23 protein-coding genes are annotated in these 25,731 nt (G+C 59.7%); 11 read left to right on the plus strand and 12 right to left on the minus strand.

Going from position 1 to position 25,731, the window contains the following annotated elements; genetic code table 11:
- Positions 1-134 precede the first annotated feature (134 nt).
- From PMI09_RS17585 to PMI09_RS17625, 9 genes are all read right to left on the minus strand, one after another.
- Positions 135-356: a hypothetical protein gene (locus tag PMI09_RS17585; protein ID WP_007797076.1), complete on the minus strand. Its 222-nt coding sequence runs from the start codon at positions 354-356 to the stop codon at positions 135-137.
- A 308-nt stretch (positions 357-664) separates the two neighbouring features.
- Positions 665-1,759, minus strand: coding sequence for a helix-turn-helix domain-containing protein (locus PMI09_RS17590; RefSeq protein WP_007797079.1), 1,095 nt, complete (start codon positions 1,757-1,759; stop codon positions 665-667).
- 135 nt (positions 1,760-1,894) lie between these two features.
- On the minus strand, positions 1,895-2,233 hold the full coding sequence (locus tag PMI09_RS17595; protein ID WP_007797083.1) for a slr1659 superfamily regulator: 339 nt from the start codon (positions 2,231-2,233) through the stop codon (positions 1,895-1,897).
- Positions 2,234-2,251: 18 nt separating this feature from the next.
- Positions 2,252-2,806 (minus strand): slr1658 superfamily regulator, encoded by a 555-nt coding sequence (locus PMI09_RS17600; RefSeq protein ID WP_007797086.1) that lies wholly within the window; start codon positions 2,804-2,806, stop codon positions 2,252-2,254.
- A 4-nt stretch (positions 2,807-2,810) separates the two neighbouring features.
- Entirely contained in the window at positions 2,811-5,168 is a 2,358-nt protein-coding gene (locus tag PMI09_RS17605) for a SpoIIE family protein phosphatase (protein WP_007797088.1), read from the minus strand.
- A complete protein-coding gene (locus tag PMI09_RS17610; RefSeq protein WP_007797091.1) occupies positions 5,165-6,343 on the minus strand; it encodes a class I SAM-dependent methyltransferase in 1,179 nt (392 codons plus the stop codon). Before PMI09_RS17610 ends, PMI09_RS17605 begins: the two co-directional genes overlap by 4 nt.
- On the minus strand, positions 6,340-6,798 hold the full coding sequence (locus PMI09_RS17615; RefSeq protein WP_052026558.1) for a hypothetical protein: 459 nt from the start codon (positions 6,796-6,798) through the stop codon (positions 6,340-6,342). The genes PMI09_RS17610 and PMI09_RS17615 overlap by 4 nt, the downstream gene beginning before the upstream one ends.
- Positions 6,799-6,857: 59 nt before the next feature.
- Positions 6,858-8,600 (minus strand): putative bifunctional diguanylate cyclase/phosphodiesterase, encoded by a 1,743-nt coding sequence (locus PMI09_RS17620; RefSeq protein WP_007797098.1) that lies wholly within the window; start codon positions 8,598-8,600, stop codon positions 6,858-6,860.
- A 253-nt stretch (positions 8,601-8,853) separates the two neighbouring features.
- Positions 8,854-9,726: a LysR family transcriptional regulator gene (locus tag PMI09_RS17625; protein ID WP_007797101.1), complete on the minus strand. Its 873-nt coding sequence runs from the start codon at positions 9,724-9,726 to the stop codon at positions 8,854-8,856.
- A 115-nt stretch (positions 9,727-9,841) separates the two neighbouring features.
- Here PMI09_RS17625 and PMI09_RS17630 point away from each other — a divergent pair, with 115 nt between their 5' ends.
- The 4 genes from PMI09_RS17630 (at position 9,842) to PMI09_RS17645 (ending at position 14,736) form a co-directional block, all read left to right on the plus strand.
- Positions 9,842-10,060 carry a DUF1127 domain-containing protein gene (locus PMI09_RS17630; protein ID WP_007797104.1) on the plus strand — a complete coding sequence of 73 codons (219 nt, stop codon included), beginning with the start codon at positions 9,842-9,844 and terminating at the stop codon, positions 10,058-10,060.
- 217 nt (positions 10,061-10,277) lie between these two features.
- Positions 10,278-11,204: a helix-turn-helix domain-containing protein gene (locus PMI09_RS17635; RefSeq protein WP_007797107.1), complete on the plus strand. Its 927-nt coding sequence runs from the start codon at positions 10,278-10,280 to the stop codon at positions 11,202-11,204.
- A 112-nt stretch (positions 11,205-11,316) separates the two neighbouring features.
- Positions 11,317-12,723: an aldehyde dehydrogenase family protein gene (locus PMI09_RS17640; RefSeq protein WP_007797110.1), complete on the plus strand. Its 1,407-nt coding sequence runs from the start codon at positions 11,317-11,319 to the stop codon at positions 12,721-12,723.
- 30 nt (positions 12,724-12,753) lie between these two features.
- Positions 12,754-14,736 carry a copper amine oxidase gene (locus tag PMI09_RS17645; RefSeq protein WP_007797112.1) on the plus strand — a complete coding sequence of 661 codons (1,983 nt, stop codon included), beginning with the start codon at positions 12,754-12,756 and terminating at the stop codon, positions 14,734-14,736.
- Between the two features lie 50 nt (positions 14,737-14,786).
- On the opposite strand, the gene PMI09_RS17650 is transcribed toward PMI09_RS17645, so the two are convergent.
- Together PMI09_RS17650 and PMI09_RS17655 are read right to left on the minus strand one after the other, a co-directional pair.
- Positions 14,787-16,013 carry a dihydrolipoamide acetyltransferase family protein gene (locus tag PMI09_RS17650; protein ID WP_007797115.1) on the minus strand — a complete coding sequence of 409 codons (1,227 nt, stop codon included), beginning with the start codon at positions 16,011-16,013 and terminating at the stop codon, positions 14,787-14,789.
- 3 nt (positions 16,014-16,016) lie between these two features.
- Positions 16,017-18,098, minus strand: a complete 2,082-nt coding sequence (locus PMI09_RS17655; protein WP_007797117.1) for an alpha-ketoacid dehydrogenase subunit alpha/beta — start codon at positions 18,096-18,098, stop codon at positions 16,017-16,019.
- Between the two features lie 353 nt (positions 18,099-18,451).
- Here PMI09_RS17655 and PMI09_RS30485 point away from each other — a divergent pair, with 353 nt between their 5' ends.
- The 4 genes from PMI09_RS30485 to minE all read left to right on the plus strand — a co-directional run bounded on the left by PMI09_RS30485 (position 18,452) and on the right by minE (position 20,788).
- On the plus strand, positions 18,452-18,589 hold the full coding sequence (locus tag PMI09_RS30485) for a DUF1127 domain-containing protein (protein WP_007797120.1): 138 nt from the start codon (positions 18,452-18,454) through the stop codon (positions 18,587-18,589).
- 368 nt (positions 18,590-18,957) lie between these two features.
- A complete protein-coding gene (gene minC / locus PMI09_RS17660; protein WP_007797123.1) occupies positions 18,958-19,680 on the plus strand; it encodes a septum site-determining protein MinC in 723 nt (240 codons plus the stop codon).
- Between the two features lie 32 nt (positions 19,681-19,712).
- Positions 19,713-20,531 (plus strand): septum site-determining protein MinD, encoded by an 819-nt coding sequence (minD, locus tag PMI09_RS17665; RefSeq protein ID WP_007797127.1) that lies wholly within the window; start codon positions 19,713-19,715, stop codon positions 20,529-20,531.
- Positions 20,528-20,788, plus strand: a complete 261-nt coding sequence (gene minE, locus PMI09_RS17670; protein WP_007797130.1) for a cell division topological specificity factor MinE — start codon at positions 20,528-20,530, stop codon at positions 20,786-20,788. The genes minD and minE overlap by 4 nt, the downstream gene beginning before the upstream one ends.
- Before the next feature lie 98 nt (positions 20,789-20,886).
- Here the strand turns inward: minE and PMI09_RS17675 are convergent, their stop codons facing one another.
- Positions 20,887-21,480, minus strand: coding sequence for a TetR/AcrR family transcriptional regulator (locus PMI09_RS17675; RefSeq protein ID WP_007797133.1), 594 nt, complete (start codon positions 21,478-21,480; stop codon positions 20,887-20,889).
- Between the two features lie 235 nt (positions 21,481-21,715).
- Between PMI09_RS17675 and PMI09_RS17680 the strand changes: the two genes are divergently transcribed.
- The 3 genes from PMI09_RS17680 to PMI09_RS17690 are packed head-to-tail and all read left to right on the plus strand — an operon-like array spanning position 21,716 to position 25,460.
- Positions 21,716-22,189 carry a (2Fe-2S)-binding protein gene (locus PMI09_RS17680; protein ID WP_007797136.1) on the plus strand — a complete coding sequence of 158 codons (474 nt, stop codon included), beginning with the start codon at positions 21,716-21,718 and terminating at the stop codon, positions 22,187-22,189.
- Complete coding sequence (locus tag PMI09_RS17685) at positions 22,189-23,172, plus strand: FAD binding domain-containing protein (RefSeq protein WP_007797138.1); 984 nt, start codon at positions 22,189-22,191, stop codon at positions 23,170-23,172. Before PMI09_RS17680 ends, PMI09_RS17685 begins: the two co-directional genes overlap by 1 nt.
- Positions 23,169-25,460 (plus strand): xanthine dehydrogenase family protein molybdopterin-binding subunit, encoded by a 2,292-nt coding sequence (locus PMI09_RS17690; RefSeq protein WP_007797142.1) that lies wholly within the window; start codon positions 23,169-23,171, stop codon positions 25,458-25,460. Before PMI09_RS17685 ends, PMI09_RS17690 begins: the two co-directional genes overlap by 4 nt.
- The last annotated feature ends 271 nt before the right edge of the window (positions 25,461-25,731 follow it).

A 25,731-nucleotide genomic window follows, 5' to 3' on the forward strand; every position in this document is an offset into this window, starting at 1 on the left:
TGGGCTAGCCAGGGCGCAACGACCGAGGCCCACCGCTTCGCGTCATCTGCAAAGCGGCGGGCCCCGGGCCGGTTGAAGGGATGTTGGCATTTCCGCGTTTGCCCCCAGCTGCGATACGCGGACGGTACTCGGTACTAGTTTGCCGTAACCCTTCGAGCGAGAGCCATTACGTAGTCATCGGCGATATCGGCCAAGGTCAGGGCAACCTCCGATTCCTTCCAACCGGCAGCAACGGCTCGCTGCACGAAAGCCCGAAAGGCCTGTGCAAGGACTTCCTCGCGCTCGACGACGCGGTAAGGATCATTCGCAGGATATCGAGGATTGCTGATCTGGATCGTAGGATTGGTCGGTTCCATGACATGCCCCTGAAAGTTGCTTCATTGACGAAGGGAGCGCATTTGCTGTGCGTTCCGTCTGACTGACTGCACTGCGATTATGCTTCTTTATTAAGGGCTTACGGGGTCCCTGTCGTTAGCTGCGCATCCAGAAACTTGCAGCAGCGTCCATTTCTGCTGCCTTTGGTAGTGCCCCAGCGGCTCTCGCCATGATTGATTTTGGCACACGGATGGGCGTGACGCGGCGATCAGAGTGGTCGAACGGGTGGGGGCTGTCAGCCTTCGGCATCCTGCCGATGGCCGCTTTAACGCGACCGGAATGGCAGCGCTCAGGCGCGGCGGGCGTGCCCGAGTGTTTTCAGCCACGTGTCGAAGGATTGAGCGCTCTCGGCCTCGGACTCGGGCTCGACCGAGTGCCCGAGATAAGAGGGCATGGCCACGTGCCTCGCCTCGCGCGGGCTGTAGCCGAATTCCTTGCTGAAGGCGCGGCTGAAATGCGCGGCTGAGGAAAAACCTGCTGCAAAGGCGATATCGACGATCTGTTGCCGGTTGGACGTATCACTCAAAGCGGCGTGTGCGGACAAAAGCCGGCGTCGCTGAATATAGTGATGCACGCCGCCGTCCGGTTCGAAAGCCTGATAGAGCCGCGTGCGCGAGACGCCCAATTCCCGGCACAAACGGTCGGTTGTCAGGTCGGACGACATCAAATTGTGCTGGACGAAGTGGTAGACGCGCTCCTTCAGCGGCAGATTGTTGTGCGGCTCTGGCGATGAGAGGTGTGCTGACGACGACGAAACCCAGGTCAGGATCATGTCACGGATGGTCTGGACGACATGCGGAAGATCAACCTCCGCCAGCTGCGCGAGCTTCGCCTCCACGCCGTCCAGATAGTCGATCAGGAGCTTGGCACGCGTTCCGGAAAGCGCGATGTTGTTCTTGATCTCGGTGGAGGCGGGATGGAGCAGTTCCCGAGGCAGATACAGGGACAGGGTTTGGGCGTCCGTCGATCGACCGCGAAAGGGATGCCCCAAACTGCGCAACTCCACCTTTCCAGGTTCGCCCTCGGAAACGTGTCCACCGACTTCCGTCCATGTCCGGCCGCTGCGCAATACAGAAATATGCCAGTGATCGATAGGGCTTGACCTCACCTTCGCTTCCGAACGCATGTAGCTATGGGCGGGGGTGTTTTGCTGCACGATGAGCATGCCGCCGAGGTTCCAGGCCGCGTGGTCGGCCACAAAGCCCATGGGAGAACCATCCGGGCGCCTGATATCGACAAGCGGCGCGACGTAAGACTGCCAGGCGGCAAATTGCTGTTCCGGTTCGAGGTCGCGCGTGGAAAACCGCAACGGCTTCAATGCTGGTGGTGGTGCGGGCTGCTCTTCTTGTGGTTTCGTCTCGCGAGGAAAGCGACGACGTTCCATCTGCACAGCCCTGCCGTCGTCACCGACGCCGGCATCGGATGGTGCGGGGGAGGAGCGAGATCGTTCGTCTGGCAATTCGGCCTCCATTATCGATCAGGCGAGCACTGCCCTTTCTTTTCACTTAGTCGTACGCCGTCAGGTCATCCTTAGATCCACGCCAGGGTGCAGCTTCTTGAGGTTGGGCAGCGACTTCGTCTGCCAAGAAATCTGTGATGACCCCAGCACGGTCAAATGAATGTCCGGGCGGTTGCGCGCTTCGATTGTCAGTTTGGCGAGCAGGTTTATGCCGGAGGAATTGAGGAACTCCAGGCCCGTCAGGTCCAAAGTGGTTTTGCCGCCCCCAATTTCGAGCGCCTTCATCGCGAGTGCTTGGACAGGCGCATACGCGTCAGGTCCCGACAGACGCATTGTCCCATCAAAATAGACGGTGCTGCCTTCGGACCAGACGCGGTAGGCTTCTTCTCTAATTTCCATGGCGCACCTCCTGCCGTTTCATGCCGGAATTGCCATCGCGGCATATGTTTCAAGCCTTGTTCGTTCGCGAGGGTTGTCCTCCTCGAAGAGCCAGGCAAACTGCACCTCGTAGTCGCTCATCAAGGTGAGCAAACCCAAGCCGGACGCATCGCCGGTCGCGGTCGTGGCATTTGACTCGATCTGCCTGATAAGCAGATCGCCGGGATCGCCGCTCGTTACCTTCCCGAGCAGTTGCTTGAATCTGTCGGCCGTCTCGCTGTCGACAAAATTGGACACCCTGAGTCGAAAATAATCCGGTTGTGCACGCGCTTCTACCACGACTTCTCCACGAACGCGAAACTTAATGGCGTTCTCGATCAGTTCGTTTGCGAGGTAACCGATGTCCTGCTTGAGCTGATTGTAGATCCGCTTCGATGGACGAAACCTTGGCGCCATCATCTCGGCGATGAAGTCGGACGTCATGCCGGAATGCTTCCAGGCGAGATCAAGCGGACCGTCAAACAACCGAAGCCGGAACGCGTGAGTAGTATCGGGGGAGGTGAGGTGTTTCTGTCCAAAGAGCGTGACGGTCATGTCATCACCTATGCCGCATCACAACCAGCGTGATGTCATCATGTATTTTCTGCGTTCCGATATAGGCCATCAGCCCTTCGATAATACCGTCCTTTACCTCTTCGGCGGTCTGGCCATGCAGGCGCCGTGCGCTCTGACAAAGCCGATCGATGCCGAACAGCTCGCCCCGTGTATTTTCGGCTTCCGTGATACCGTCCGTATGAAGCACGATCAGGTCGCCTTTCTCGAAGGATATCTCGCGAGTATCAACAAAAGGCGAGATATCGGATTCAAGTCCAACCGGAAGGCCGAGGTCACCGGTATCTATGCGCTCGACCTCGCCTGTCTGGCGAATGACAATGAGGTCCTCATGTTGTCCGGAGATCGTGAGGCGCTCACCATCGTAGTCAAGAAAAGACAAGCTGAGGTGCTTATTGGTCCTCGTCCGCTCGATATTCTTGAAGATCGCTCGGTTCAGGTGTGCAAGGAATTTCGATGGGTCGGTTTCTCCCGCCTCGAGCAAGGCGCGGGCGACCGATTGCACCATCAGCATCAGAACGCCGCTCTCCAGGCCATGACCTGTAACATCGCCAATACCGATCTTCAGGGTCCTGCCGTTCTGCAAGACGTCATAGTAGTCGCCACCAACCTCGTCGGCGGGACGCATATAAGCGGCAATTTCCAAATGCTCTACCGCGCCGAGCTCCGTTGCGCGTGGCAACACCATCATCTGGATGTGTCGGGCCACATCGAGCTCGGCGCCGAGGCGTAGGTTTTCGCTCTTCAGCTGCGTATTCAATGCCGAGATTTCTTCCTTTGCCTCCTCGATCTCTTTCGTGCGTTCCTCGACCAGATTTTCGAGGTTCTCGGTGTGGAAGCTGATCTGTTCGGCCATGCGATTGAAGGCAAGCCCCGCCTGCGCGACCTCATCCTTGCTGGTAATCGCCACCCGCACGGAATAGTCCTTCGCTTCAATGCGCTTTGCCGCGGCCGCCAGGGCACGGATCCCGCTGGTGATGCGCTTCGACGCCGCAAATACTGCGGCTGCGACGATGAGCAGTGACACGAGAACCGCGAGGATCTGATAGAGCAGGATACGGTTGGTCGCCCGCGCTATCTGCTCCCTGGCAGCGATCAGCGAGGCATAAATCTCCCGCTCTGGTACGACAATACCAAGCGACATGACTTCGCGCTGAACGGGGCCCTTGACCCAAAGATTGGAAGGGCGGAGCTGTTTTGTGACCACCAGATAGGGCACGTCCTCGCCATTTTCGCTCAGTGAAATGTGCTGAATGACGCCATCCGCATCGAGTGGAAGAGAGGCAATGGCTTTCTGCGAACTGTTTCGGAGCGAGCGGTCAACTCCTGTCACGCCTTGGTTGGTCGCATCGCTTGCCGCGCGCAAGCCGATGACCTTCTCCCCGGTTCGGTTGATTGCAACAACATTGCCGTTTGACATGGCGAGGAAGCCGAAACCGCTTTCCGCGACCTTCACGTGTTCGACGATTTCGCCAAGCTGATCGAGCGTGATGTCGGCGCCGGCCGTCCCAGCTACGTCGCGGCGATCAGCCGTCCAGAGAGGATGGAAGAAGCTGACGATCAGCTTTCCTGTTATGGCGTCGGTGTAGGGGGCGGTCTGGGTGATGTTTTCAGGAACGGGGCGGGAGGCTGGATTTTGCGCCCACTGCTGCCAAGATTCGTAAATGCCGGGGAAGAAGAAGTCCCAGAAGTTCGCCTCATTGTGGCCGGGATAGAGCTTGTCGAATGTCTGCGCCTGATCGGTATAGGGAGCAGTTCTGAAGATCGGCCGCTCTTTCGGACCGATGTAGTACATTTGAAGTTTGGAGGCTCCGTTTTGCAGGAGGTTCGGGGCAACGAGATCAAGAACGGCACTGGTTTCGATATCGGCCTGCACTTGCGGCAGCGGACGATGATCCTTGTCGAGGAGGTAGCCCCAGACACTGACGACGGATTGTGAGCCGGGAGCGTTCTGCGCCCAGCCGCCGATGCTGTTGAAGCTTAGGGTCACAGCATCAGGGTCAGCTGTGGCCATTGCGTCGCCAACCTGGTTGTTTCTGATCGGTCGATCGATCTGCGCCTGTAGCACGCCGGCGAGGGCCTTAACGTCGGAATGCACCTGGTCGAGAAGCAGCCCGACCTGCGCGACCGTGGAATCGGTGGAGGAGCGGATATAATCCTGGCTCGCCCTTTCTAGGCCCTCGCCGACCTGAGTGGTCGCATCGCGTGACAGACGTTGCACATTCCAGAGCGCAAGGCCGCCGCTGACAAGAAGATCGAAAAGCACGGCGCCGCCGACGACGATGATGAATTTCGTCCGAAACGAGCGCAATCCGAGGCTTGGTTTCTTTGAAGCACCGGTCATAGCGGCTTTTGCCCCGACGCTGCCCAGATAGGCCAGCCGGCATAGCCTCTCGGGTGAAGCGCGGCAAAGATATGATCTCTAAAGCCCTGCCTGAACCGCGCGATGAATTCGGGCGTGTCTCCTCGTCTGACGGACATTTCCCCGGCATAAACATCTTCCCAGGCTTCAATGACGTCGGCGAATTCCTGCGGATCGCCGTCGAGGTTGGTAACCATGAAACTTTCGATCCTCACATCCTCGAAACCAGTATCCAGCAGCAGGCGAGAACCCTTTGGCCCCATTTCGACGTCCATGTCGAAATGGCGAAAGAGCTTGGCAACCTCGTTATAGGTCCACTGGATGCTGTCGGCGCGGGGCTCACCCAGGCAGTGGGAGTTCTTTTCGTTGGTGATGTAGACCCTGCCGCCCGGCTTGCAGATGCGATAAAGCTCCCTCAACAGGAGTTCGGGTCGGTTGAAGATCTGCAGCGAGTGCCGGCACGTCACAAAATCGAACTGGTCGTTTTCGAACAGCATCTGCGATGCATCGCCATAAGTGTACTCGATATCGCGAACGCAGAAGTCTTCCGCAACGGAGCGCGCATAGTCGAGGCTTGCCATGGAATGGTCGAGCGCGACTATCCTGGCGGGGTCGAATTCCTTCCTGACAAGCATTGCGAAATCACCGATGCCGCAGCAAATGTCGGCGATCGTCATGCCGCTGCGAAGTCCGTGCCGTGGCAGGATCTCCCGCTCGTGACGCCAGGTCATTTTCGTCTGTGTCCGGAGGATAGGGATGAAGCTCTCGTTCTCGACAAATGTCTGACCGGGATAAAAGGCAGAATCATATATCTCCATGGAGATGTTAGGCGAGAGTTCGCTCAGGTGCCGAAACACCTGCGTTGCCCATGTGACAACACTCGACGTCAGAACGACAATCCTGAGCTCCGGCCGCGAGCGGGAGGCGTCGACCAGGACCCGCGCCAGGGCACGGAATGCCGTGCTGTTCATGTGGGTAACGCGTTTCAGATTGACGTAGAAGACCCCTTGGACCGTTTCAATCTTGTCTCGCAGCAGTAAGAGATCATCCGCGATGTCGGTGATCGAACGGGGTCGGAGAACGCCGGTTGCTACAAATTCCTGATTGCCGGTGTCGAATTGCGTCGTAAAGACAGGTGAAGAACCGTTCGGGGTCAATGGAGGAGCCTCTCGAGCGGCAGGTCGACAACGAAGGTGAGCGCGTCGGCGCTCGAGGCGCGTAGCTCTATGTCCGCGTCATAGTTGACCGCCAATCCCAATAGGACTGCTTGCTCCAGGGGAGCCGTCTCGTCGGCGATGACCTCTACGTAGTTTGCCAGTTGTCCACTGTGTTTCAGACCCTGGACGAGTTCAAAGTAAAAGCGACGCTGTTGCGACGGGCACGGAAAGCTCAACTCGATCCGTTCTATCTGTTCATGACGATAGAAGACGCATATCAGTTCGCCCTCTTGCGCGTTCGAGCGAAACGACATCTCGAGGAGTTCGTTGAGGGCCGAAGAAAGAAGATTGGAGTGGCGCAGCGGATCACGGCGGTCATGGCTGACCATTCGGGCGACATAGTTCGAGAGTTGATCGCAATGCAGCCAGTCGGCCGTGAACGTTGCCATCTCCATTTCCAGATTGAGAAGTTGCTCGAAAGCCGTGTCTGCTGTCGTCGCCGCCTCCTGCCTTTTCAACCTGCACCTCCTTGGCCAAGCGCCATCCCGGCTCCCTCCGGACCCGTCATGGTCCTCGTTGCGCCGCCGTTTCCCCGCCGCGCTTTCCGGTGGCCGATGAATTGGCCAATGTGGTCCACATGCATCGGTGGGCTCAGGAAGTGGCCCTGCAGCCTGTCGCAGCCCTCCTCCAGCAACCACGCGGCCTGTTCGGCTGTCTCCACGCCTTCGGCAGTGACACGCATGCCAAGCCCGTGCGACAGCGCAATGACGGACCGCACGATCGTCTGGCTCTTTTCGTCGTCCAGGAGGTCGTTGATGAAGTATTTGTCGATCTTGATGTTATCGAAGGGAAAATTCTTCAGGTAACTCAAGGATGAGTACTCAGTCCCGAAGTCGTCGAGGGAGATCTGGATGCCAAGCACGTTGAGGATGTTCAAAGTATCGAGGTTATTGATCGTGCGCTCCAGAAGGACGGTTTCCGTAATCTCGAGTTCCAGGCGTTCGGCGGGAAAGCCGATAAGATCGAGAGTTTGCGACACGCGATCAGTGAAGCCTGTTGTCAAGAATTCCGCCGGGGATAAGTTGATGGCAACGGTGTAATGGTCCGGCCAACTCAAGGCTTCCCGACAGGCTTCGTCCAGCACCCATTGGCCGATTTCGCTCATCAGCCCATCTGCCTCTGCCATCGGGATAAAGGCGATCGGAGGGATCACGCCGAGCCTGGGATGGCGCCAGCGCAGGAGAGCCTCGAAGCCGGTTACGGTGCGCGAGTTGTCGACAAGAGGCTGATATTCGAGGAAGAACTCTCCATGCTGAAGCGCGACTCTAAGGCTGCGCCTCAGCACCTCCCGTTGCTCCAGCACTACCAACATGCTGGGATCAAAGGTTCGCGCGCGGCGGCGTCCTTCCTTTTTTGCAGCATAGAGGGCGACGTCGGCTGCTTTCATTAACTGCTCGCCCTCATCGCCATCGCGCGGCGCAATCGCAATGCCGATACTGGCTCCCACAAAGACAGTGATGCCGTCTACCACGAATGGCTTCTTGAATTCGCCAACCAGCGCGTCAGCCAGTCGCTCGGCCTCACGTGGTTGCTCTTGAGCAGTTTGGATGATCGCGAATTCGTCACCGGCAAGGCGGAAGGCTGTCTCGTCCATGCCAAGCACGCTTCGGATCCTGCCGGCGGCAAGCTTCAGAACAATGTCTCCAGCGCCGTGCCCTAGCGTATCGTTGACTGGTTTAAAGTCGTCCAGGTCGATCTGCATCAGCGCAAGACCGCGCTTGTCGTCGGTAGGAAGAAGCCGCCCCAACTCGTCGCTGAACTGCCGGCGGTTGGGCAATCCCGTCAGGACGTCATGGGTTGCCTGGTGTAGGAGCAGCGCTCGCTCCTGCTCGTGCGCAGTTGTCGTCTCATTGCGATCGGCAGCGCCGATTTCGACGATCGCCAACCCCTCCCTGGCCGGCAGCAGCAGCAGGTCGTACCGGTCGTGCGTTGATACACCTAACCGGATGGATTGTGGCCGGCCGGTCTTGATGACGAGTTGTACGAGGTCTGCGGACGGAGGGGTTGCCAGCGCCGGGTAAATATCAGCCAACTTCGTGTGGGCCTGCTCGTTAAAGCCCGAGCGCTCGGCGAGTTTTTCGGACCAATCGACAAGAACGAGGTCGAGATCCCAGAGCGAGAAAACTGCCTCGGCGCGGTTGAAGAATTCGGATCCTTGTGGAACCAGCTTAGGCCAATTCGCACGATTTTCCGGCATATGGGTTGGGCCTCCTCGTTGCGCGGCGCCTAGATTCTTTGATGTATCCCACCAGGATTGAATCAGCTCGTTGTATAACAGCTAGCGCATGCCGTGTTGTAGTCAATCAAAAACGCTACCATAGGGCCCCATTGTGCATATTCATGTGAATGGCAGATATGGGATGTACGCAGACAGTGCCCTTGTCGTATCATGAGAACGACACATGACAGCAATGGCCACGCCGCCAACAGTATTCGCGCTAAAGCTAGCCTCAGAATTCGCGCAGACACTTCATAACTTCCCGCAGACCTTTTGTGAGGTGCTTGTCCCGGCGCAAAACAATGCCGAGCTGACGGACCAGGCGCGGCCTGACGGGCGACGTTATGAGAAATCCTGCACGGTCTTGCTTCAACGCGAGTGCAGGCAGCAGCGACCAGCCCAATCCTGCGGCGACCAGCTCCTTGATCGCTTCAACGCTTCCGAACTCCATCGCAGGCTGTATGCGGACGCCCGCGTCGGCGAACCACCCGTCTGTGGCAGCGCGCGTGTTGCCGCCCTCGTAGAGCAGGAGAACCTTGTCTTTGAGAAACGCGGCGTCGGGTCCTCCTTCGGGTATTTCGCTGTCTTTGGGAGCCACTGCCAGCAACTCGTCCTCGTAGAAAGGCTCGATCTCCAGCGACCGGCCAGAGGCGGGAAGGGTGACGACGGCGAGGTCGAGTGCGTTTGCCTCAAGATCACGCAAGACCTCTTCGGTGTTGCCGATCCGGACGGTAATCTCAAGTCCCGGCATTCGCTTTCTCGCGGACGCGATTGCGCGAGGAAGCAGGTGTATTGACGCCGTCCCGCCGCTGCCGATCCTGACTCGACCGGCCGAGCCCTCTCGATGTGGCGTCATTGCATCGGCCGCCGCACCACACTCTTCCAGGATGCGCCTTGCGTGAACGAGGAGATCCGAGCCGGCTGGCGATGGCAGTGCGCGTCGCCCCACGCGCTCGATCAGCCGAACCCCAAGCCGCTGCTCGAGCAGTTTGACCTGCAGACTGACGGCCGGTTGGGTAAGGCCAACCTTGTCGGCCGCCGCCGTGAAACTCCCTAGATCGATGACGGTTACAAAGGCCAAGAGTTGATCAAGGTTGGGTATCATTAAAAATCCTTATGCTTTGTATAAGTGCAATAACCTTCCTTCGACGTATTCGCCAGCCTTATCCTATTGGCGTTCTGCTGATCGCATTGTGGATCGCTGATGACAGGAGAGTGAAATGTCGACCGACGTCGGGAAGGAACTGGATTGGAAAAGCGACGCCGCCCCGCTGCGAAGCGCTCTGAGACGCGCACTGGCGTTTCTGTCCTGGCGCTTGGAGAAACGTCGCAGCCGGCGGGCAATCGCGGAGCTGACGAGGGATCAGCTTCAGGACATCGGGATCACGCCGGAGGAGGCTTCGGCTGAGATCGGCAAGTCCTGGTTCTGGAACTTATAGCTGCAGGTGTCTCCACTCGTCCGCTGTGTGTCATCCTCGAGTGGGTTGCGAACGCCTCGAGCGAGACGCTGCGTTAGCGCATTCGTGAAGCGCCTTGACCGACCGGCATCCAATGCGCATGTAAGAATGTGCTGATGGACGACCTGTATCAATTCGGAATAGGATGCGATACGACAGGAACGCTTAAGTCAAGTCTGCAGGAGCCAGGGAGGGGAGAATGCAGTCGCTGGTAACGCCGGTGCACAAGCCGGTGGCCGTAGAGGTTCTGCAGGAGGAAATCCGGAAAGTTTGCGGTGCGTTCGATGTCGAACCCATGGCCCGCACCAATGTGATGGCCGGCGATGTGGCAACGCGTCGTATGGGGCTTTTCGATACTGCGATCGTCGCACTTGATGCCCGCCACGTGCAGCGTGGGATGAAATCAATCCGGCAGGATCCCGGTGAGCATCTGTTCCTGCTGATCCAGGACGAGGGGCACTGTCGCGTGGAGCAGGGCGAGCGTTCAGCCCGGCTGGCCCCGGGAGACATGTTCCTTGTCGATTCCGTTCGGCCGTCGTCGTTCGTTTATGACGGTGAGCGCTCCAGCCAGTTGTCGGTCCATATGCCACGCGCCGAGATGCTTCATCGGTTTGGCAAGCCCTGTATTGATGGTGTCGCCATCAGTCGGGACGATCCCCTTTGGCTGGCAATGCGGGCCGTGATTACCAAGATGCTCACAGAGCCTGGAGCGTCGGCGCAGCTCGGCGAGGCGATGTTGTCGCTTTTGGGCGCCTACCTTCACAGTACCAAGACAGCCGAAGCTGCGGGACCCAGCGAAACCCTGCTGTCGCGAGCGCTCGCCATGATTGATCGGCACCGTGCCGATCCGACGTTCGGGCCCGGCGAGTTGGCAAGGCGGCTCAATGTTTCGGAGCGCATGTTGCAGCGGCATTTCCGCCTGCTTGGCGAAACGCCAGGCCATCGGCTGCTCAGCCGTCGCCTGGAACTTGCGCATGCAACGCTGACGCAGCCGCGTACCACCAAGCCTGCCGACGGGATTGCCGCAGTCGCCTACGACGCCGGTTTCAACGATCTTTCCTATTTCTATCGCGAGTTCCGAAAGAAATACGGCTGCGCACCGGGCGTTGTTGCGCGCCGCCACTGACGGATTTGTCCATAGATGCAGACGGCTCAGTCCAAGTCCTGATGCCTGTAATCGCCTAGTCTCCGCTTCCAGTCCTGCCCGATGGTCAGGACCTCATTCGGAGGAGGTGAGAATGACGATCCATAGCGCCACGATCGACGGAAAGCCGATGACCGGCGAGCACAGTTTCAGCGTGCTCAACCCGGCCACGGGAGGCGAAGTTGGCCGTGCGCCAAACATGGGCGCTGCAGAGCTCAACGCTGCCGTTGCTGCCGCCAAGGCAGCTTTTCCCGCATGGTCGGCCAAAAGCGAGCAGGAATTGCAAGCCGCCTGTGCGGCCGCTACCGCCCACATTGAAGCACACGCCGACGAACTCGCGCGGCTGATCACGCTCGAGCAGGGCAAGCCGCTGAACGGGCTCGGCTCGCGCTGGGAGCTGGGAGGTGCTGTTGCCTGGGCAGGCTATACGACCGCGTTGTCGCTGCCGCCGAAAATCCTCCAGGACAACAACGAAGGGCGTATCGAACTTCATCGCAAGCCGCTCGGCGTCGTCGGCTCGATCACCCCTTGGAACTTCCCGGTCATGATCGCCATCTGGCACGTCATGCCGGCTCTGCGCACCGGCAACACCGTCGTCATCAAGCCGTCGCCGCTGACGCCGCTTGCGACACTTCGCCTGGTCGAAATCATGAACGAGGTGCTGCCGCCCGGCGTACTGAATGTCGTGACTGGCGACGACGGCGAGTTCAACATCGGCGCGGCAATGTCGGCCCATCCCGACATCAGCAAGATCGTGTTTACGGGCTCGTGTGCCACAGGCCAGAAAGTCATGCGCTCTGCCGCAGAGACGATGAAGCGCCTGACACTCGAACTCGGCGGCAACGATGCCGGGATCGTCCTGCCCGATGCCGACCCGCAGGCAATTGCCGAGGACCTGTTCTGGGGCGCCTTTATCAACAACGGCCAGACCTGCGCGGCGATGAAGCGCCTCTATGTCCATGAGTCGATTCACGATGCCGTCTGCGATGCCCTTGTCGCCTATGCACGCAACATTCCTGTCGGTGACGGCATGGAGGAGGGCAGCGTTCTCGGCCCCGTGCAGAACCGCATGCAGTTCGAAAAGCTCTCGCGTCTCGTCATGGATGCCAAAGAGCGAGGAGCGGTGTTGCTGGGCGGTGAGCCGGGCGAGGGACTTTTCTTTCCGCCGACCATCATTGCTGGTTTGAAGAACGGCGATCCGCTTGTCGACGAGGAACAGTTCGGTCCTGCGCTTCCTGTCATCAAATTCAGCAGCGTCGACGAGGCAATTGCACTTGCAAACGACAGCGCCAATGGCCTTGGAGGTTCCCTCTGGTCGTCCGACATCTCAGCCGCGAAGGTGGTTGCCAGGCGCATGGAGTGCGGTTCGGTCTGGATCAACAAGCATGGCGCCATTCAGCCGAACGCACCGTTCGGCGGCGTGAAGGCTTCCGGGTTCGGCGTCGAATTCGCCGAGGAAGGGCTGCAGGAATACACGAATATCCAGGTGGTATTCGCTTGATCAGTGAAGGCATGCAATAGGGAGGATGCAATGAACATAAAGCGATATCTGGCTTCGGCCGGCTTGCTTCTGGCGCTTGGCGGGCCAGCTGCTATCGCTCATCCGTTGGATGGGCTGACGGCAGAGGAATATCAGAAGATCAACAAGATCCTGCGCGACCAGAAAGTGGTCGACGACAATACGCTTTATCCGCTGATCGAGCTCAAGGAGCCCACCAAGGAGGAGGTTCTCTCCTTTAAGGAAGGCGACGACCAGATCGACCGCGAGGCGAAGGTCCAGTTGACGAGCCCCCAGGGGTTCAAGGAGGCAGTCGTCAACATCACCAAGGGCACGGTTGAGAGCACGACGCAGATCAAAGGGCAGCCGATGGTGCTGTTCACCGAGTTCATGGACGCTCTTCAGGGTGCGCTTGCCAATCCGGACATGATCGCTGGCCTGAAGAAGCGTGGTCTGACGCCGGAACAGGCTTTCTGCTTGCCGTTGACTGCCGGTAATTTCTTCACCGATGAATACGAGAACTCGCGTCTGATGAAGGTGCCTTGCTACAAGGTGCCCGAGGGATCGAACTTCTACGCAAAGCCCATCGAGGGCCTGTTTGCCGTTTACGATATCGGTAAGAAGGAAGTCCTTCGCGTCATCGACACCGGTGTGATCGACGGCCCCAAGGACAACTGGGGTTACACCGAGAAGGAAGTTGCCGAGCGCGAGCCGCTCCGCCCTGAGATGAACCCTGCGAAGCTGTCCCAGCCCGGCGGCCCGAACTACAAGATCACAGGCAGCCACCTCGAATGGGATATGTGGCGGATGAACTTCCGCGTTGACAAGCGCCCCGGCCTCGTCGTCTCCAACCTCGACGTGAAGGATGGGGACACGTGGCGTTCGGTGATCTACCAGTCGCATCTGTCCGAGGTGTTCGTACCTTACATGGACCCGACAGAAGGCTGGTACTGGCGTACCTATATGGACAGCGGGGAGTATGGCTTCGGCTTGTTCTTAAGCCCGCTGCGCTCTGGCGTCGATTGCCCCGACTATGCGACCTTCCTGCCCGCAACGATTGCCGACGACAAGGGCAATCCGCTGACCATTCCGAACGCAATCTGCGTCTTCGAGCGCAGCATCGGCGATCCGGCATGGCGCCATTTCGAAGTCTTCGCACAGACTCCCGAAAAGCCGATCCCGGCCGAAGGCCGTCCGGCGAGCGAGCTCGTCGTCCGCACTGCCTCCGAAGTCGGAAACTATGACTATCTGATCGACTATCGCCTGCAGCAGGACGGTCAGATCAGGATCATGATCGGGGCAACGGGTCTGGACGCAGTAAAGGGCGTTGCATCGACCTCGATGAGCGATCCGACAGCCGCGCAAGACACAGCGCATGGAACGCTGATCGCACCGAACCTGGTGGCGGCAAACCATGACCATTACTTCAACTTCCGCATCGACTTCGACGTCGACCAGCCGGACAACCATTTCGGGACGATGGATGTCGTTCCGGCCAAGGTCGACGCGAAGAACCCGCGGCGCTCGATGTGGACGGTGCAGCACACGATGCCGAAGACCGAGATGGAGGCGCGCTATCAACTGTCGGCGATGAAGCCGCGCTACTTCATGATTTCCGATCCCTCCCGCGAAGGCTATCTCGGCCAAGAGCCGGGCTGGATGATCCATCATGGCGACGTTGCCTACGGCCCGTTCGACTTTGCCAAGGACCCGCCGATGAAGCGCAACGCCTACATCGAGTATTCGGTCTGGAACACCGTCTACAACATCAATCAGCAGTATGCGGGCGGCAAGTATGCGATGCAGAGCGATGGCTCGGATACGCTGCCGCAATGGGTCAAGGCCAACAAGCCGCTGATGGGCAAGGATATCGTGACCTGGTTCACGGCCGGCTTCCACCATATCCCGCGCATGGAGGATTGGCCCGTGATGTCGACCGAATGGAAAACGATCCACATCGAGCCGCACAATTTCTTTGCGCATAATCCGGCGCTGACGATCCGCAACGCCAAATGATAGCAAAGGGGCGCCTCACGGTGCCCCATTCCTTTGCGCGGCCGCCGGCGCTATGCCGGCCAGCCTTCGAGGGTTTCGACGAAACGCGTCAGCCAGGCGTTTGTCTGATGAGCGTCCAGCGCGCGATGATCGATCGTCAAGGACACATAGGTCATTGGTCGGATTTGGATGGTATCGACGCCATCGACCTCTCGCACGACAACACGCTTTTCCATTTTTCCTACGCCAAGGATCGCCGATTGCGGCTGATTGATGATGATGGGTGCAGCGATCAGGGAGCCTGACACCCCGTGGTTTGAGATCGTGAAGGTACCGCCGCGCATATCGGCGTTGGTGAGGCCGCCGGCCCGCCCACGGATGGTCAGGTCCTGAAGTCTGGCGGCAATCGCAGCCAGCGAGAGATCCTGGACTTGCCGAACGACCGGAACGACCAAGCCCTTGTCGCCAAGCGCCATGCCGACGCCGATGTTGATATCGTCGAAGACCTCCAAATGATCGTCATGCCAACGGCTGTTGATCTCAGGCACAGCCCGCATCGCCGCGACGCAGGCGGCGATGATATAGGCCGTAAAGGAAAGATTGATGCCGTCGGCGGCAAATGCCGCCTTGCTCTTGTCGCGATGCTTGATGATCGCGCTGAAATCGGCCTCGAAGATCGCCGTGACATGTGGGGCAGTCGTAACCGATTCCAGCATGTGCCGGGCGATGGAAAGCCGCATGGGAGTATGAGCAGCCATGTGCGAGCGGTGAGTGATCTGATCGCGGGTGAGCACGCCTGGATCGGGGGTGATCGGGGTCCTGACGGAAGATGGCATCTCATCGCGCTCGATCTTCTGTTTCAGCGCGAACGCCGCATCCATATCAATGCGCGTAACACGTCCATCCCTGCCGGTGCCGACGACCTCAGCCGGGTCGATGTCGTATTGCTCGCCAGCACTGCGAACTGCCGGCGAGAAGCGGTCGCCGCTCTCACTGCCAGTCTCGCCAGATGGCAAAGGTGGAGCCTCCGGCGCATGGTCATCTCCGGCAGTGCTTGCCCTCAGACGAATGCGGCAGAGAACCGCGCCGGGCGCTGCATCCGTGCCTGATGCCATGACGATCTCGTCGAGGATTCCTGCTGCGGGTGCGGAAATCTCCTGCGTGACCTTGTCCGTTTCGAGCTCGACGAGCGGATCGTCCACGGCGACGATCTCGCCTGGCTGCTTCAGCCAGTTGCGGACAACTGCCTTCGTTCCCTCCTGTTCGACGGGGACGAGGACTTCGGAAAAATCGGCCATGTTCTAGTACTCCACGAGCGTCGTGATCTTCTGCCTGATGCGGTCGACCGACGGCACCGCCCAGTCGAGCAAGGCCGGGTTGTGTGGGCTTGGGATATCCGGCATCGTCAATCGCGACACTGGTGCGTCGAGATCCATGAAGGCCTCGTCGGCAACGATGGCGGCAATTTCCGCGCCGAAGCCACCGGTCCCAAGATCCTCATGGACGATGAGACACCGTCGCGTGCGACGGACGGAGGAAACGACGCTTGCGCGGTCGAAGGGCATCAACGTGCGAAGATCGATGACATCAGCAGAGATGCCTTCCGCCGCCTCCTCGCAGCGGGGAACCATGGCGCCCCAGGTGACGATCGTGATCGCATTGCCCTTGCGCGTAAAGCGTGCCTTGCCAAAGGGCAGGGCGTAGTTGTCACCCGGGTAAGGGCGGCGTGCCCACGGATGATCGAGCATGGCGCGATGCTCGAAGAAGATGACAGGATCGTTGCCGCGCAAGGCGGTGCGCAGGAGCCCGACCGCATCTTCCGCATTCGAGGGCACGGCGACCTTCCAGCCCGGCTGGTGGACAAAGGCGACCTCGTTCGTCTGGCTGTGCCAGGGATCGCCACATTTGAAAAAGCCGCCCGGCATGCGCAGGACAACAGGTGCGGCGAACCGGTTGTTGGTGCGCCAGCGGATCGTGCCGCAATCATTGATCTGTTCGGTCGCGGGTTCGGCATATTTGCGGAACTGAATTTCAGGAACGGGAACGAGACCCGCAAGCGCCATCCCGACGGCGCGGCCGACGATGCCTTCCTCCGAGAGCGATGTGTCAAAGACCCGTTCCTTGCCGAACTTGTCCTGCAGTCCCAGCGTGACGGCATGAACGCCGCCCTTCGGGCCAATGTCCTCGCCGAACAGCACCACGCGCTCGTTGATCGTCAATTCGTGATCGAGCGTACGCCTGATCGCCGTGACCATATTGATACGCTGGCCGTCCGGTGCCGCCTCGTCGCTGCATTCCGGGGCACGATAGCCGTCGCAATGCTGACCACCCATCGCCTGCATTTCACCGTCGAAGAAGACATGGCGGGTGACCGTTTCGGGAGCGGCAACAACCCGGTCTTCGGCCTCGGCGCGCGCTTTTTCTGCCATGCCCTCCGCCTCAAGCCGGCAGGCCTCCCACTCGTTAGAGCTCATCACGGCGGGAACCAGGTAGTCTCGCAGGCGTGGTAGCGGATCGCGAGCCCATTCCGCCTTGACCAGCGCTTCGCTCTTATACGACTGGGTGTCTTGGAAGCTGTGCCCTTCCAATCGGGGAACAGTAAGCCGCAAAAGAGCAGGCATTCTACGCTCGCGGACGAAGCCGACTGCCTGCTGCGTCAATCGCGCGACCGCTGCGGGATCGCACCCATCGCCTTCAAAGATCGTCAGGCCGCGCCAGCTCGCGAGATTGGCCGCGATGTTTCCGCCAGGCGTCTGCACGTCGGAAGGGACCGAGATTCCGAAGCCGTTATCCTCGACGTAAAACAACATCGGCAGCGACTGCGTCGTGGCAATCGTCAGCGCAGACCAGAAACCGTTCGATGCGACCGAACCGTCGCCGCCAAGCACGACGGCGATGGCATCACGATAGTCATGCTCCTGAAGCACGGTTGCGTAATATTGCAGCGCCTGGGCCCAGCCCGCCGTCGGAGTGTATTGAGCTCCGACACCGCCGCACATCGGCAGAGCCGAAGCGCCGTTGCGGTTCGGATAGTTGAAGACCACGCCGATATCGCGGCCATCGGAATAGCCGCCGGCGCGGCCCATGGCGGAACCGAGCGCATCGGCCGGGTCGACGCCGAGCGAAAGAAGCAGCGGGCGCGACCGATAATAGCCGCAGGTGGCGTCGTGGTGGTTCGTCAGCTGCAAGCCGAGTATGATCTGTGCCATGTCATGGCCACGGGCGGAGAATTGATAGAGGACCTTCTTCTCCGGGACGAGCCGCGTCTCCTCCATCTCGTCAAGAATTCGCGAGAGGTGCAGAAGGTAGGTAACGCGTTGCCAGTCGATTCCCTCATCGGGTGCGTTCCTGCCACGCAATAGAACCGCTGTTGCCTGCGCCATCTTCGATCCTCCCAAATCCCTGATCTCTGAAGAGTTTAGTGCGATTTGGCAGGGACTGCGTTTCAGTTTTGAGAGAAAAATGCGGCAAGCTGAAACGTTTATTTCGCCGGAGCGCGAAACTGCTAAGAATCAATTCGAAATCCTCGTTCTGGTTCGCTGTCCGACGGGGTGCTGAGTCGGGCGGTGAGGGTGACGGCAAATCGGGCGCGAGGCGCGCCAACTGCCTTGCCCCGTGCTTCTTCTCAACCTGCATGTCGAGATTGCAAATTCGAGATGCCTCTTATGCGGTTTTCGAAGTGCTCATTGAGGAAGCAATGAGCTATATAATTGTGCAACGCACAAGGAGATATGACATGAAAATCGGCAACAGGATCGGAGAGTTCCTTCAGCTCCGTAAGGCATACCGGGATCTTTCCAGACTCGACGACGCAGCACTGAAGGACATTGGCGTCACCCGTGGCGATATCAAGCGCCTGGTTTACGGTCGCTAAGACCTCCGGAAGACCAAGAGATCAAGGCCCGCTCGAGCGGGCCTTTGCTATTTTGGGGTGCCGCATCAGCTCTAGCGAGTACGCTTGTTGCGGATCTCGCCCGATGCGCCATTTCAGCCCGATCCTTCGCGGCAGGGGGCAAGGTTGAGCCTCTCGAGGCGAGTTTCGTCTCGCTTGTTCACGCGAAGTGTTTCGACCTGGCATCTAACCCAAAGATATGGCTGCCTGATATGTCGAGCGCTAATCAGACGCTCAGTTGCGAGTTTTGGGAGTGTGCGAACTGAGATTTGTTAACGATCCGGGCATCGGAAATTAACCATTTGTTAACCAAATCAGACATAGAAATGTTCAACGATTTCTTAACCTAGATGACCAAAGTGCTAACAGACGCTCGCTCGATCCGCATCAAGGGCCGCTCTTTCCTGGCGGTCATGCTTTCGCCAGATCTTCCCTTCGATGACTGGCTCGTAAGACTAGACGATCTTGCCGCGCGCTCCGCCGGCTTCTTCCTGGGGCGACCGGTCGTCCTTGATGTCAGTGACCTGGAGATTGACCGGGCGCAGCTCAAGGGTTTGATCGCTGAGCTGGCGCAGCGCAACGTCAGTATCATGGGCATCGACGGCTGCCGGCCTTCGCTGATCGGGCCTGGGATGCCGCCGGCTCTCAAGGGCGGGCGCCCGGTCTCGGACTTCGAGGTTCCGCAGCAGGAACCGGTCATCGATGTTCGCACGCAGTCAGCGGCCGTCGAGACACGGCCGGCGCTGCAGTCGATCGTCATTCGCGAGCCGATTCGCTCGGGTCAGTCGCTGATCTTTCCGGAAGGCGACGTCACGGTCATCGGCTCAGTCGCATCCGGTTCGGAAATTATCGCCGGGGGCTCGGTTCATGTCTACGGCACGCTCAGGGGGCGCGCGATGGCGGGATCAGTCGGGAATACCTCGGCGCGCATCTTCTGCCGCAAGCTTGAAGCCGAACTGGTCGCGATCGACGGTATCTACAAGATGGCGGAAGACATAGCGCCGAACCTTCGCGGACAGGCCGTCCAGCTTTGGCTGGAAGGCGACTCGATCAAGGCAGAGAAAATTATCTAGGCCCGAAGCTGGCTATCACACAGGAGAGAAAGATGGGGAAAGTCATCGTCGTCACTTCGGGCAAGGGCGGAGTGGGCAAGACCACATCCACTGCAGCCCTCGGAGCGGCCTTAGCACAGAGGAACGAGAAGGTGGCCGTGGTCGACTTCGATGTCGGCCTGCGCAATCTCGATCTCGTCATGGGCGCTGAGCGCAGGGTCGTTTACGACCTTGTCAATGTCATCCAGGGCGACGCCAAGCTTTCTCAGGCGCTGATACGCGACAAGCGGCTGGAGACACTCTTCCTGTTGCCGGCTTCGCAAACGCGGGACAAGGACAACCTCACGGCCGAGGGTGTCGAGCGTGTGATCAACGATCTGAAGCGTCATTTCGACTGGATCATCTGCGATAGCCCCGCTGGGATCGAACGCGGCGCAACGCTTGCCATGCGCCACGCCGACGTCGCCGTGGTCGTCACCAATCCCGAAGTCTCTTCAGTCCGTGATTCCGATCGCATCATCGGGCTGCTCGACTCGAAGACTGCGAAGGCCGAACGCGGAGAACGGATGGAAAAACATCTGCTCTTGACGCGTTACGACCCCAACCGCGCTGAACGCGGTGATATGCTGAAAGTCGATGACGTGCTGGAGATCCTCTCCATTCCACTCCTCGGCATCATTCCTGAAAGCACGGATGTGCTGCGTGCGTCCAATATCGGTGCCCCAGTCACCCTGGCCGACAGCCGCAGCGCACCTGCCATGGCTTATTTCGATGCTGCGCGCAGACTGGCCGGCGAAGAGCTGCCGGTCACCATCCCGGGAGAGAAGCGGGGCATCTTCGGCAAGATCTTCGGACGGAGGGCCGCTGCATGAGCATCTTCAGCTTCTTTGGCAAACAGAGGACCGCGCCTGCGGCCCGCGAACGCCTGCAGGTGCTGCTCGCGCATGAGCGCGTCTCGGCGGGATCCGATCTCGTATCCTTGCTGCGCGAGGAAATCCTCGCCGTTATCGCCAAGCACGTACAAGTCGATAGCGAAAGGGTTCGAGTGACGATGGATCGCGACGAGCATATGTCCATCCTCGAAATCGATGTGGAAATTCCGTTGGGCGCGAGCGTTCGGGCGGCCTAAAAGACGAGAGCGGCGCCACGAGCGCCGCTTCTTTTTTGCCTCGAGAGAGTACATATGCAATCCGGCGGTGCCACGTCGTCCCACGGAGAGTGAGGCGACTATTTTTGTGTCCGCAGCCCGTCCATCAGCAAGCCGATAAGCCGGTTCGAGCGGTCCCGCCAATCTGGAGACGCCGGTAGCGAGTAGATGCTCGAAAGGGCATGCAGAAGGTCCGTCGTATCGATATCGCTTCGAACGAGGCCTTGCTCAGCGGCTGCCTTGAGGAGCCCGTCGACGGCGCCTCGCAAAAGGCCGCTGCCTTCAGCAAACAGAGAGGCATTGGAGTTCATCAGGATCTTCAGGCTGGTCGCCATCCCGCGCTTGGCGGCGATATAACCGACAAAGCGGCGCATCCATTCTTCGAGTGCAGCATCAGGCGCATGGCTTGCCGCCAGTTCCCTCGCGGCAGCCGCTAGGCTTTCCAACTCACGGCGGTAAACCACCTCAACCAGATGCTCACGCGTCGGAAAATGCCGGTAGAGCGTACCGATGCCGACGCCGGCCCTGCGGGCAATGTCTTCCAGCGAAGTTTCGACGCCTGCCTCCGCAAAGGCGGCTGCTGCGACGTCGACGAGTTTCTCGCGATTGCGGCGTGCATCCGCGCGCATTGGCGGCAGTGTGGACGGTTCCGTCTTCGGCGGGGCCGAGGCCAAAATAAGCTCCAAGCACATTCAGGACTTGACGCTCGGCGGCAAGTCACTAGATTAAACGGAGGCTCCTCCGTTTATGTGGAGTGCCTTTTACCTCTTAATCCAGAACGGGGCGGGATGTCATGCCCAAACGTGCCCAGGCTTGCTTCCCATGAGCTTAGCTAGCGCGCTGATCCTGAGCGGCCACCCCTTTTTTGGATTTCGACCTCCAATCTCGTGACGATAGCAGGAGCTTATCATGACACGAACGGTTCATCTCTCCTTGGACATCAATGCGCGGCGGCATGAGCTCGATGTCGATCCGCGCACGACGCTACTCGACGCGTTGCGTGAGCAACTCTGTCTTACCGGAACAAAGAAGGGCTGCGACCAGGGACAATGCGGTGCCTGCACCGTCCATGTCGACGGCAAGCGCGTGCTTGCCTGTCTGACGCTTGCCGCACAGGTTGAAGGGCGGAACATCACGACGATTGAAGGGCTTGCGGCCGAAAGCGGCGACCTGCATCCGGTCCAGGCGGCCTTCCTGGAGCATGACGCGTTCCAATGCGGCTATTGCACACCTGGCCAGATCATGTCGGCCGTTGCCTGCATCCGTGAGGGGCGGGTCGGCTCGGACGAAGAGATCCGAGAATACATGGCCGGCAATCTCTGTCGGTGCGGTGCCTATAATCACATCGTGGCGGCAGTGCGCGAAGCGGCGGAGATGGCGTGATGAGGGACTTCAGCTACTTCCGAGCTGGCTCGCTCGACGATGCCCGCCAGTACGCCATGCAATCAGGCGCAATGCTGCTCGCCGGTGGTACGACGCTTCTCGATCTTGCCAAATGCGGTGTTGCCGAGCCCGATTCCGTTGTCGACATCACTCACCTTTCCGGCCTGTCGCAGATTTCGGCCGATGCCGATGGCGTTACGATCGGTGCGCTTGCGAAAATGGAAGATGTGGCCGGTAGCCCGGGGATCCGGGCAAATTATCCCGCCATTTCGCAGTCGCTTTTGCTGGCAGCATCTCCGCAGTTGCGCAACATGGCGACGATCGGCGGTAATCTTCTGCAGCGGACGCGCTGTCCCTACTTCCGCGATCCCGGAACGTTTTCCGCGTGTAACAAGCGTCATCCCGGCTCCGGTTGCTCTGCGATCGGTGGTGTGACCCGCAATCACGCGGTGCTTGGCACCAGCGGGGCCTGCATTGCCTCCTATCCGGGTGATCTTGCCGTTGCACTGGTTGCCCTGGAGGCAACGATCGATCTCAGTGACCGCAAAGTCACTGCGGAAGACTTCTTCGTGCTTCCCGGCGACACACCAGAACGTGAGACGATCCTTGAGCGTGGCGAGATGGTGATGGCCATCAACATTCCTGCGGCGCCGGTCGCCAGAGCCTCGACCTACCTCAAGGTTCGCGATCGGCAGTCCTATGAGTTCGCTGCCGCAAGCGCAGCCGTCGGGCTGGAGTTGGAGGCGGACGGCAAGACGATCTGCGACATCCGCGTTGCATTGGGTGGCGTTGCCACGAAGCCGTGGCGCGCACGGTCGGTCGAGAAGGCGCTGATCGGTAAGGTCCTCGATGCCGGCACAGTCGAGAAAGCAAGCCGACTGGCCATGGAAGGCGCCGTCGCTAACGGCGGCAATCGTTACAAGATCGAACTTGCGCCGCGTGTCGTTGCGCGCGCCATTCTGAATATGGGAGGTCTCGCATGACCATCATGGAACCCCGCAAACGCGGCGACGCCTCTGACGGTACGATCGGCAGTCGCCTCTCGCGCTTCGATGGAAGGCTGAAAATCACCGGCGGAGCGACCTATGCTTTGGAACAACCGGTCGAGGGTCTGGTCTACGCGGTCCTCGTGCAGAGCCGGATCGCCGCCGGTCGGGTTGTGAAGGTTGACGCGACAAAGGCGCAAGCGGCGCCCGGTACGCTGTTGGTGCTGACACCCGCTGTCGAACTCGGCTTGAAGATGGCTTCCGACTGGTACGGAAACCGGCCCGACAACCAGCCTTACTCTCCTCTGTCCAACGATATCACCTTCAACGGCCAGGCCGTCGCTGCCGTGATTTGTGAAACGCTGGAGCAGGCTGTCGAAGCTGCCCGGCTGGTCGACGTCACCTATGAGGAGGTGTCGGCGATCATTGACTTCGATGATCCCAAGGCGGGTGAGGAAAGGCCGCTCGATGCGCTTACGGTGACTTGGGGCGACGCAGAGAGCGCGCTCGCCACTTCGCCGGTCCGCATCGAGGCTGAGTACCGAACGCCGCGCGAATATCATGTGGCGGTCGAGCCGCATGGCCTCGTTGCGAAGTGGGAAGGCGACCAACTGACCATCTGGGAACCCAGCCAGTGGACGCACGGGATGGCTCGCACCTATGCCGAGTGGTACGGGCTGCCATATGAGAATGTTCGTATTGTCTCGCCGTTTATCGGTGGGGGCTTCGGTTCCAAGGCCACAGCCTACGCCTATGGCGCTATCGCAACGGCCGCAGCCCGCAAGCTTGGCCGGCCGGTGAAGCTCGCTGTAACGCGCCCGCAGACGTTCACGGCTTTTGGCGGCCGCGCCGCGACAAGGCAGACAATCGCGCTCGGCGCCAATGCCGATGGCGTGCTGCAATCGATCGTACATGAGGGTGCCAGCGAGACCGCCACCTATGCGGATTTTCCCGAGCAGACAAACGCGGCGACCCCATTGATGTATGCCGTGGAAAATTTCAGCGCGAAACACAGCCTCGTGCGGGTGAACACGGTCATGCCTGGAGCCCTGCGCGCGCCCGGCAAGAACCCCAGTGCCTTTGGCCTGGAAAGCGCCATGGATGAGCTTGCCTATGCGGTCGGGATCGATCCGGTTGAGATTAGGCTTCGCAATTACGCGGAGCGTGATCCGCAATCAGGCAAGCCGTGGTCGACCCGCCGGTTGCGCGAGGCGCTTTCCGAGGGCGGCGAGGCGTTCGGTTGGTCACACCGCAGCTTTGCCCCGCGCTCGATGCGGGAGGGCAGGCAACTGATCGGCTGGGGCGTTGCGTGCGGCACATTCCCCGTTCTGCGCGCATCCAGCGAGGCACTGATCCGGATCCTCGCCGATGGCTCTGTGGAAGTCGTCAGCGGCGCGATCGACATGGGGCAGGGTACCTATACGATACTCGCTCAGACCGCCGCCGAGGTGCTCGGCGTCCCAGCGGAAAGCATCAATGTCCGACTTGGCGATTCATCGCTTCCCGGCGCCACGGTCGCTGGCGGTTCGATGCTTGCCGGCGCCATCACCGGAGCCGTTCACAAGGCGGCATCGGCTGCTCGCGATGAACTGATCGAACTTGCTCTCAACGACGGCGCCTCTCCCTTCCGCGATACGGGCGCCAATACGCTGATGGTCGCGGATGGCCGGATCTTTGTGCCCCGCGATGGGGGACTGTCCGTCTCCATTTCGGAACTCATGACGGCCCTTGGTCGCGACAGCATCGACACACGGCGAAACACCCTTCCAGAAGGAGAGCAGGGGCCGGAGGGTCACAAGAAGGCCTGGACAACCATGGGAAGCATCCAAGGGCCGACCGCGGGTGAATTCTCCATGCACAGTTGGTGCGCGCATTTCGTCGAGGTCAAGGTGGACGAAGACTTCGGCACGATCCGCGTGTCGCGAATGGTCTCGGCATTCGATTGCGGCAGGATCTACAACCCCAAGCTCGCCGAAAGCCAATGGCGCGGCGGCATCATCATGGGGATCGGTCAAGCGTTGCTCGAAGAAGGTTTGGTCGATTCGCGCAACGGACGAGTCATCAACAACAATCTCGGTGACTATCTCGTTGCAACGAATGCCGACATCCCGCCGATCCAGGTTATCTCGGTTGGCATCCCCGACCTCAATGCCTCGGTTCTGGGAGGCAAAGGCGTTGGCGAGGTCGGTATCGTCGGTGTCGCGCCGGCAATCGCCAATGCCGTCTTTCACGCAACCGGAAAACGCGTCCGGGACCTGCCGATAACACTCGAAAAGCTGCTGTGACTTGAGCGTTTCATCGGTTGCGTTGTTACTCGGGCGATGGAGCGTGCAGCATAAAGTCGTACGCAATAGCGAGTTCTCGCGCGCCATGATTGGAGCGCGCGGGAGCAAAATTTAATACGGAATAAAGGAACGGGTAAGGTCAGCGCCTTTGCCTGCCGACCGTCGGGCGACCCGACCCCAAGGGATCACAGGAGCCGGTGCTTTCGGCCTCTCAGAGGCCCTCTACAAGCTGTAGTATCTGGGAAGAATCGACAGCGCTCGGCATCTGCGA

It is taken from the genome of Rhizobium sp. CF122 (assembly GCF_000282035.1).
Classification (GTDB): domain Bacteria; phylum Pseudomonadota; class Alphaproteobacteria; order Rhizobiales; family Rhizobiaceae; genus Rhizobium.

Coding starts and splice junctions, on each gene's coding strand:
- PMI09_RS17585 (WP_007797076.1), bottom strand. CDS start 356: ATGGAACCGACCAATCCTACGATCCAGATCAGCAATCCTCGATATCCT.
- PMI09_RS17590 (WP_007797079.1), bottom strand. CDS start 1,759: ATGGAACGTCGTCGCTTTCCTCGCGAGACGAAACCACAAGAAGAGCAG.
- PMI09_RS17595 (WP_007797083.1), bottom strand. CDS start 2,233: ATGGAAATTAGAGAAGAAGCCTACCGCGTCTGGTCCGAAGGCAGCACC.
- PMI09_RS17600 (WP_007797086.1), bottom strand. CDS start 2,806: ATGACCGTCACGCTCTTTGGACAGAAACACCTCACCTCCCCCGATACT.
- PMI09_RS17605 (WP_007797088.1), bottom strand. CDS start 5,168: ATGACCGGTGCTTCAAAGAAACCAAGCCTCGGATTGCGCTCGTTTCGG.
- PMI09_RS17615 (WP_052026558.1), bottom strand. CDS start 6,798: ATGGAGATGGCAACGTTCACGGCCGACTGGCTGCATTGCGATCAACTC.
- PMI09_RS17620 (WP_007797098.1), bottom strand. CDS start 8,600: ATGCCGGAAAATCGTGCGAATTGGCCTAAGCTGGTTCCACAAGGATCC.
- PMI09_RS17625 (WP_007797101.1), bottom strand. CDS start 9,726: ATGATACCCAACCTTGATCAACTCTTGGCCTTTGTAACCGTCATCGAT.
- PMI09_RS17630 (WP_007797104.1), top strand. CDS start 9,842: ATGTCGACCGACGTCGGGAAGGAACTGGATTGGAAAAGCGACGCCGCC.
- PMI09_RS17635 (WP_007797107.1), top strand. CDS start 10,278: ATGCAGTCGCTGGTAACGCCGGTGCACAAGCCGGTGGCCGTAGAGGTT.
- PMI09_RS17640 (WP_007797110.1), top strand. CDS start 11,317: ATGACGATCCATAGCGCCACGATCGACGGAAAGCCGATGACCGGCGAG.
- PMI09_RS17645 (WP_007797112.1), top strand. CDS start 12,754: ATGAACATAAAGCGATATCTGGCTTCGGCCGGCTTGCTTCTGGCGCTT.
- PMI09_RS17650 (WP_007797115.1), bottom strand. CDS start 16,013: ATGGCCGATTTTTCCGAAGTCCTCGTCCCCGTCGAACAGGAGGGAACG.
- PMI09_RS17655 (WP_007797117.1), bottom strand. CDS start 18,098: ATGGCGCAGGCAACAGCGGTTCTATTGCGTGGCAGGAACGCACCCGAT.
- PMI09_RS30485 (WP_007797120.1), top strand. CDS start 18,452: ATGAAAATCGGCAACAGGATCGGAGAGTTCCTTCAGCTCCGTAAGGCA.
- minC (WP_007797123.1), top strand. CDS start 18,958: ATGACCAAAGTGCTAACAGACGCTCGCTCGATCCGCATCAAGGGCCGC.
- minD (WP_007797127.1), top strand. CDS start 19,713: ATGGGGAAAGTCATCGTCGTCACTTCGGGCAAGGGCGGAGTGGGCAAG.
- minE (WP_007797130.1), top strand. CDS start 20,528: ATGAGCATCTTCAGCTTCTTTGGCAAACAGAGGACCGCGCCTGCGGCC.
- PMI09_RS17680 (WP_007797136.1), top strand. CDS start 21,716: ATGACACGAACGGTTCATCTCTCCTTGGACATCAATGCGCGGCGGCAT.
- PMI09_RS17685 (WP_007797138.1), top strand. CDS start 22,189: ATGAGGGACTTCAGCTACTTCCGAGCTGGCTCGCTCGACGATGCCCGC.
- PMI09_RS17690 (WP_007797142.1), top strand. CDS start 23,169: ATGACCATCATGGAACCCCGCAAACGCGGCGACGCCTCTGACGGTACG.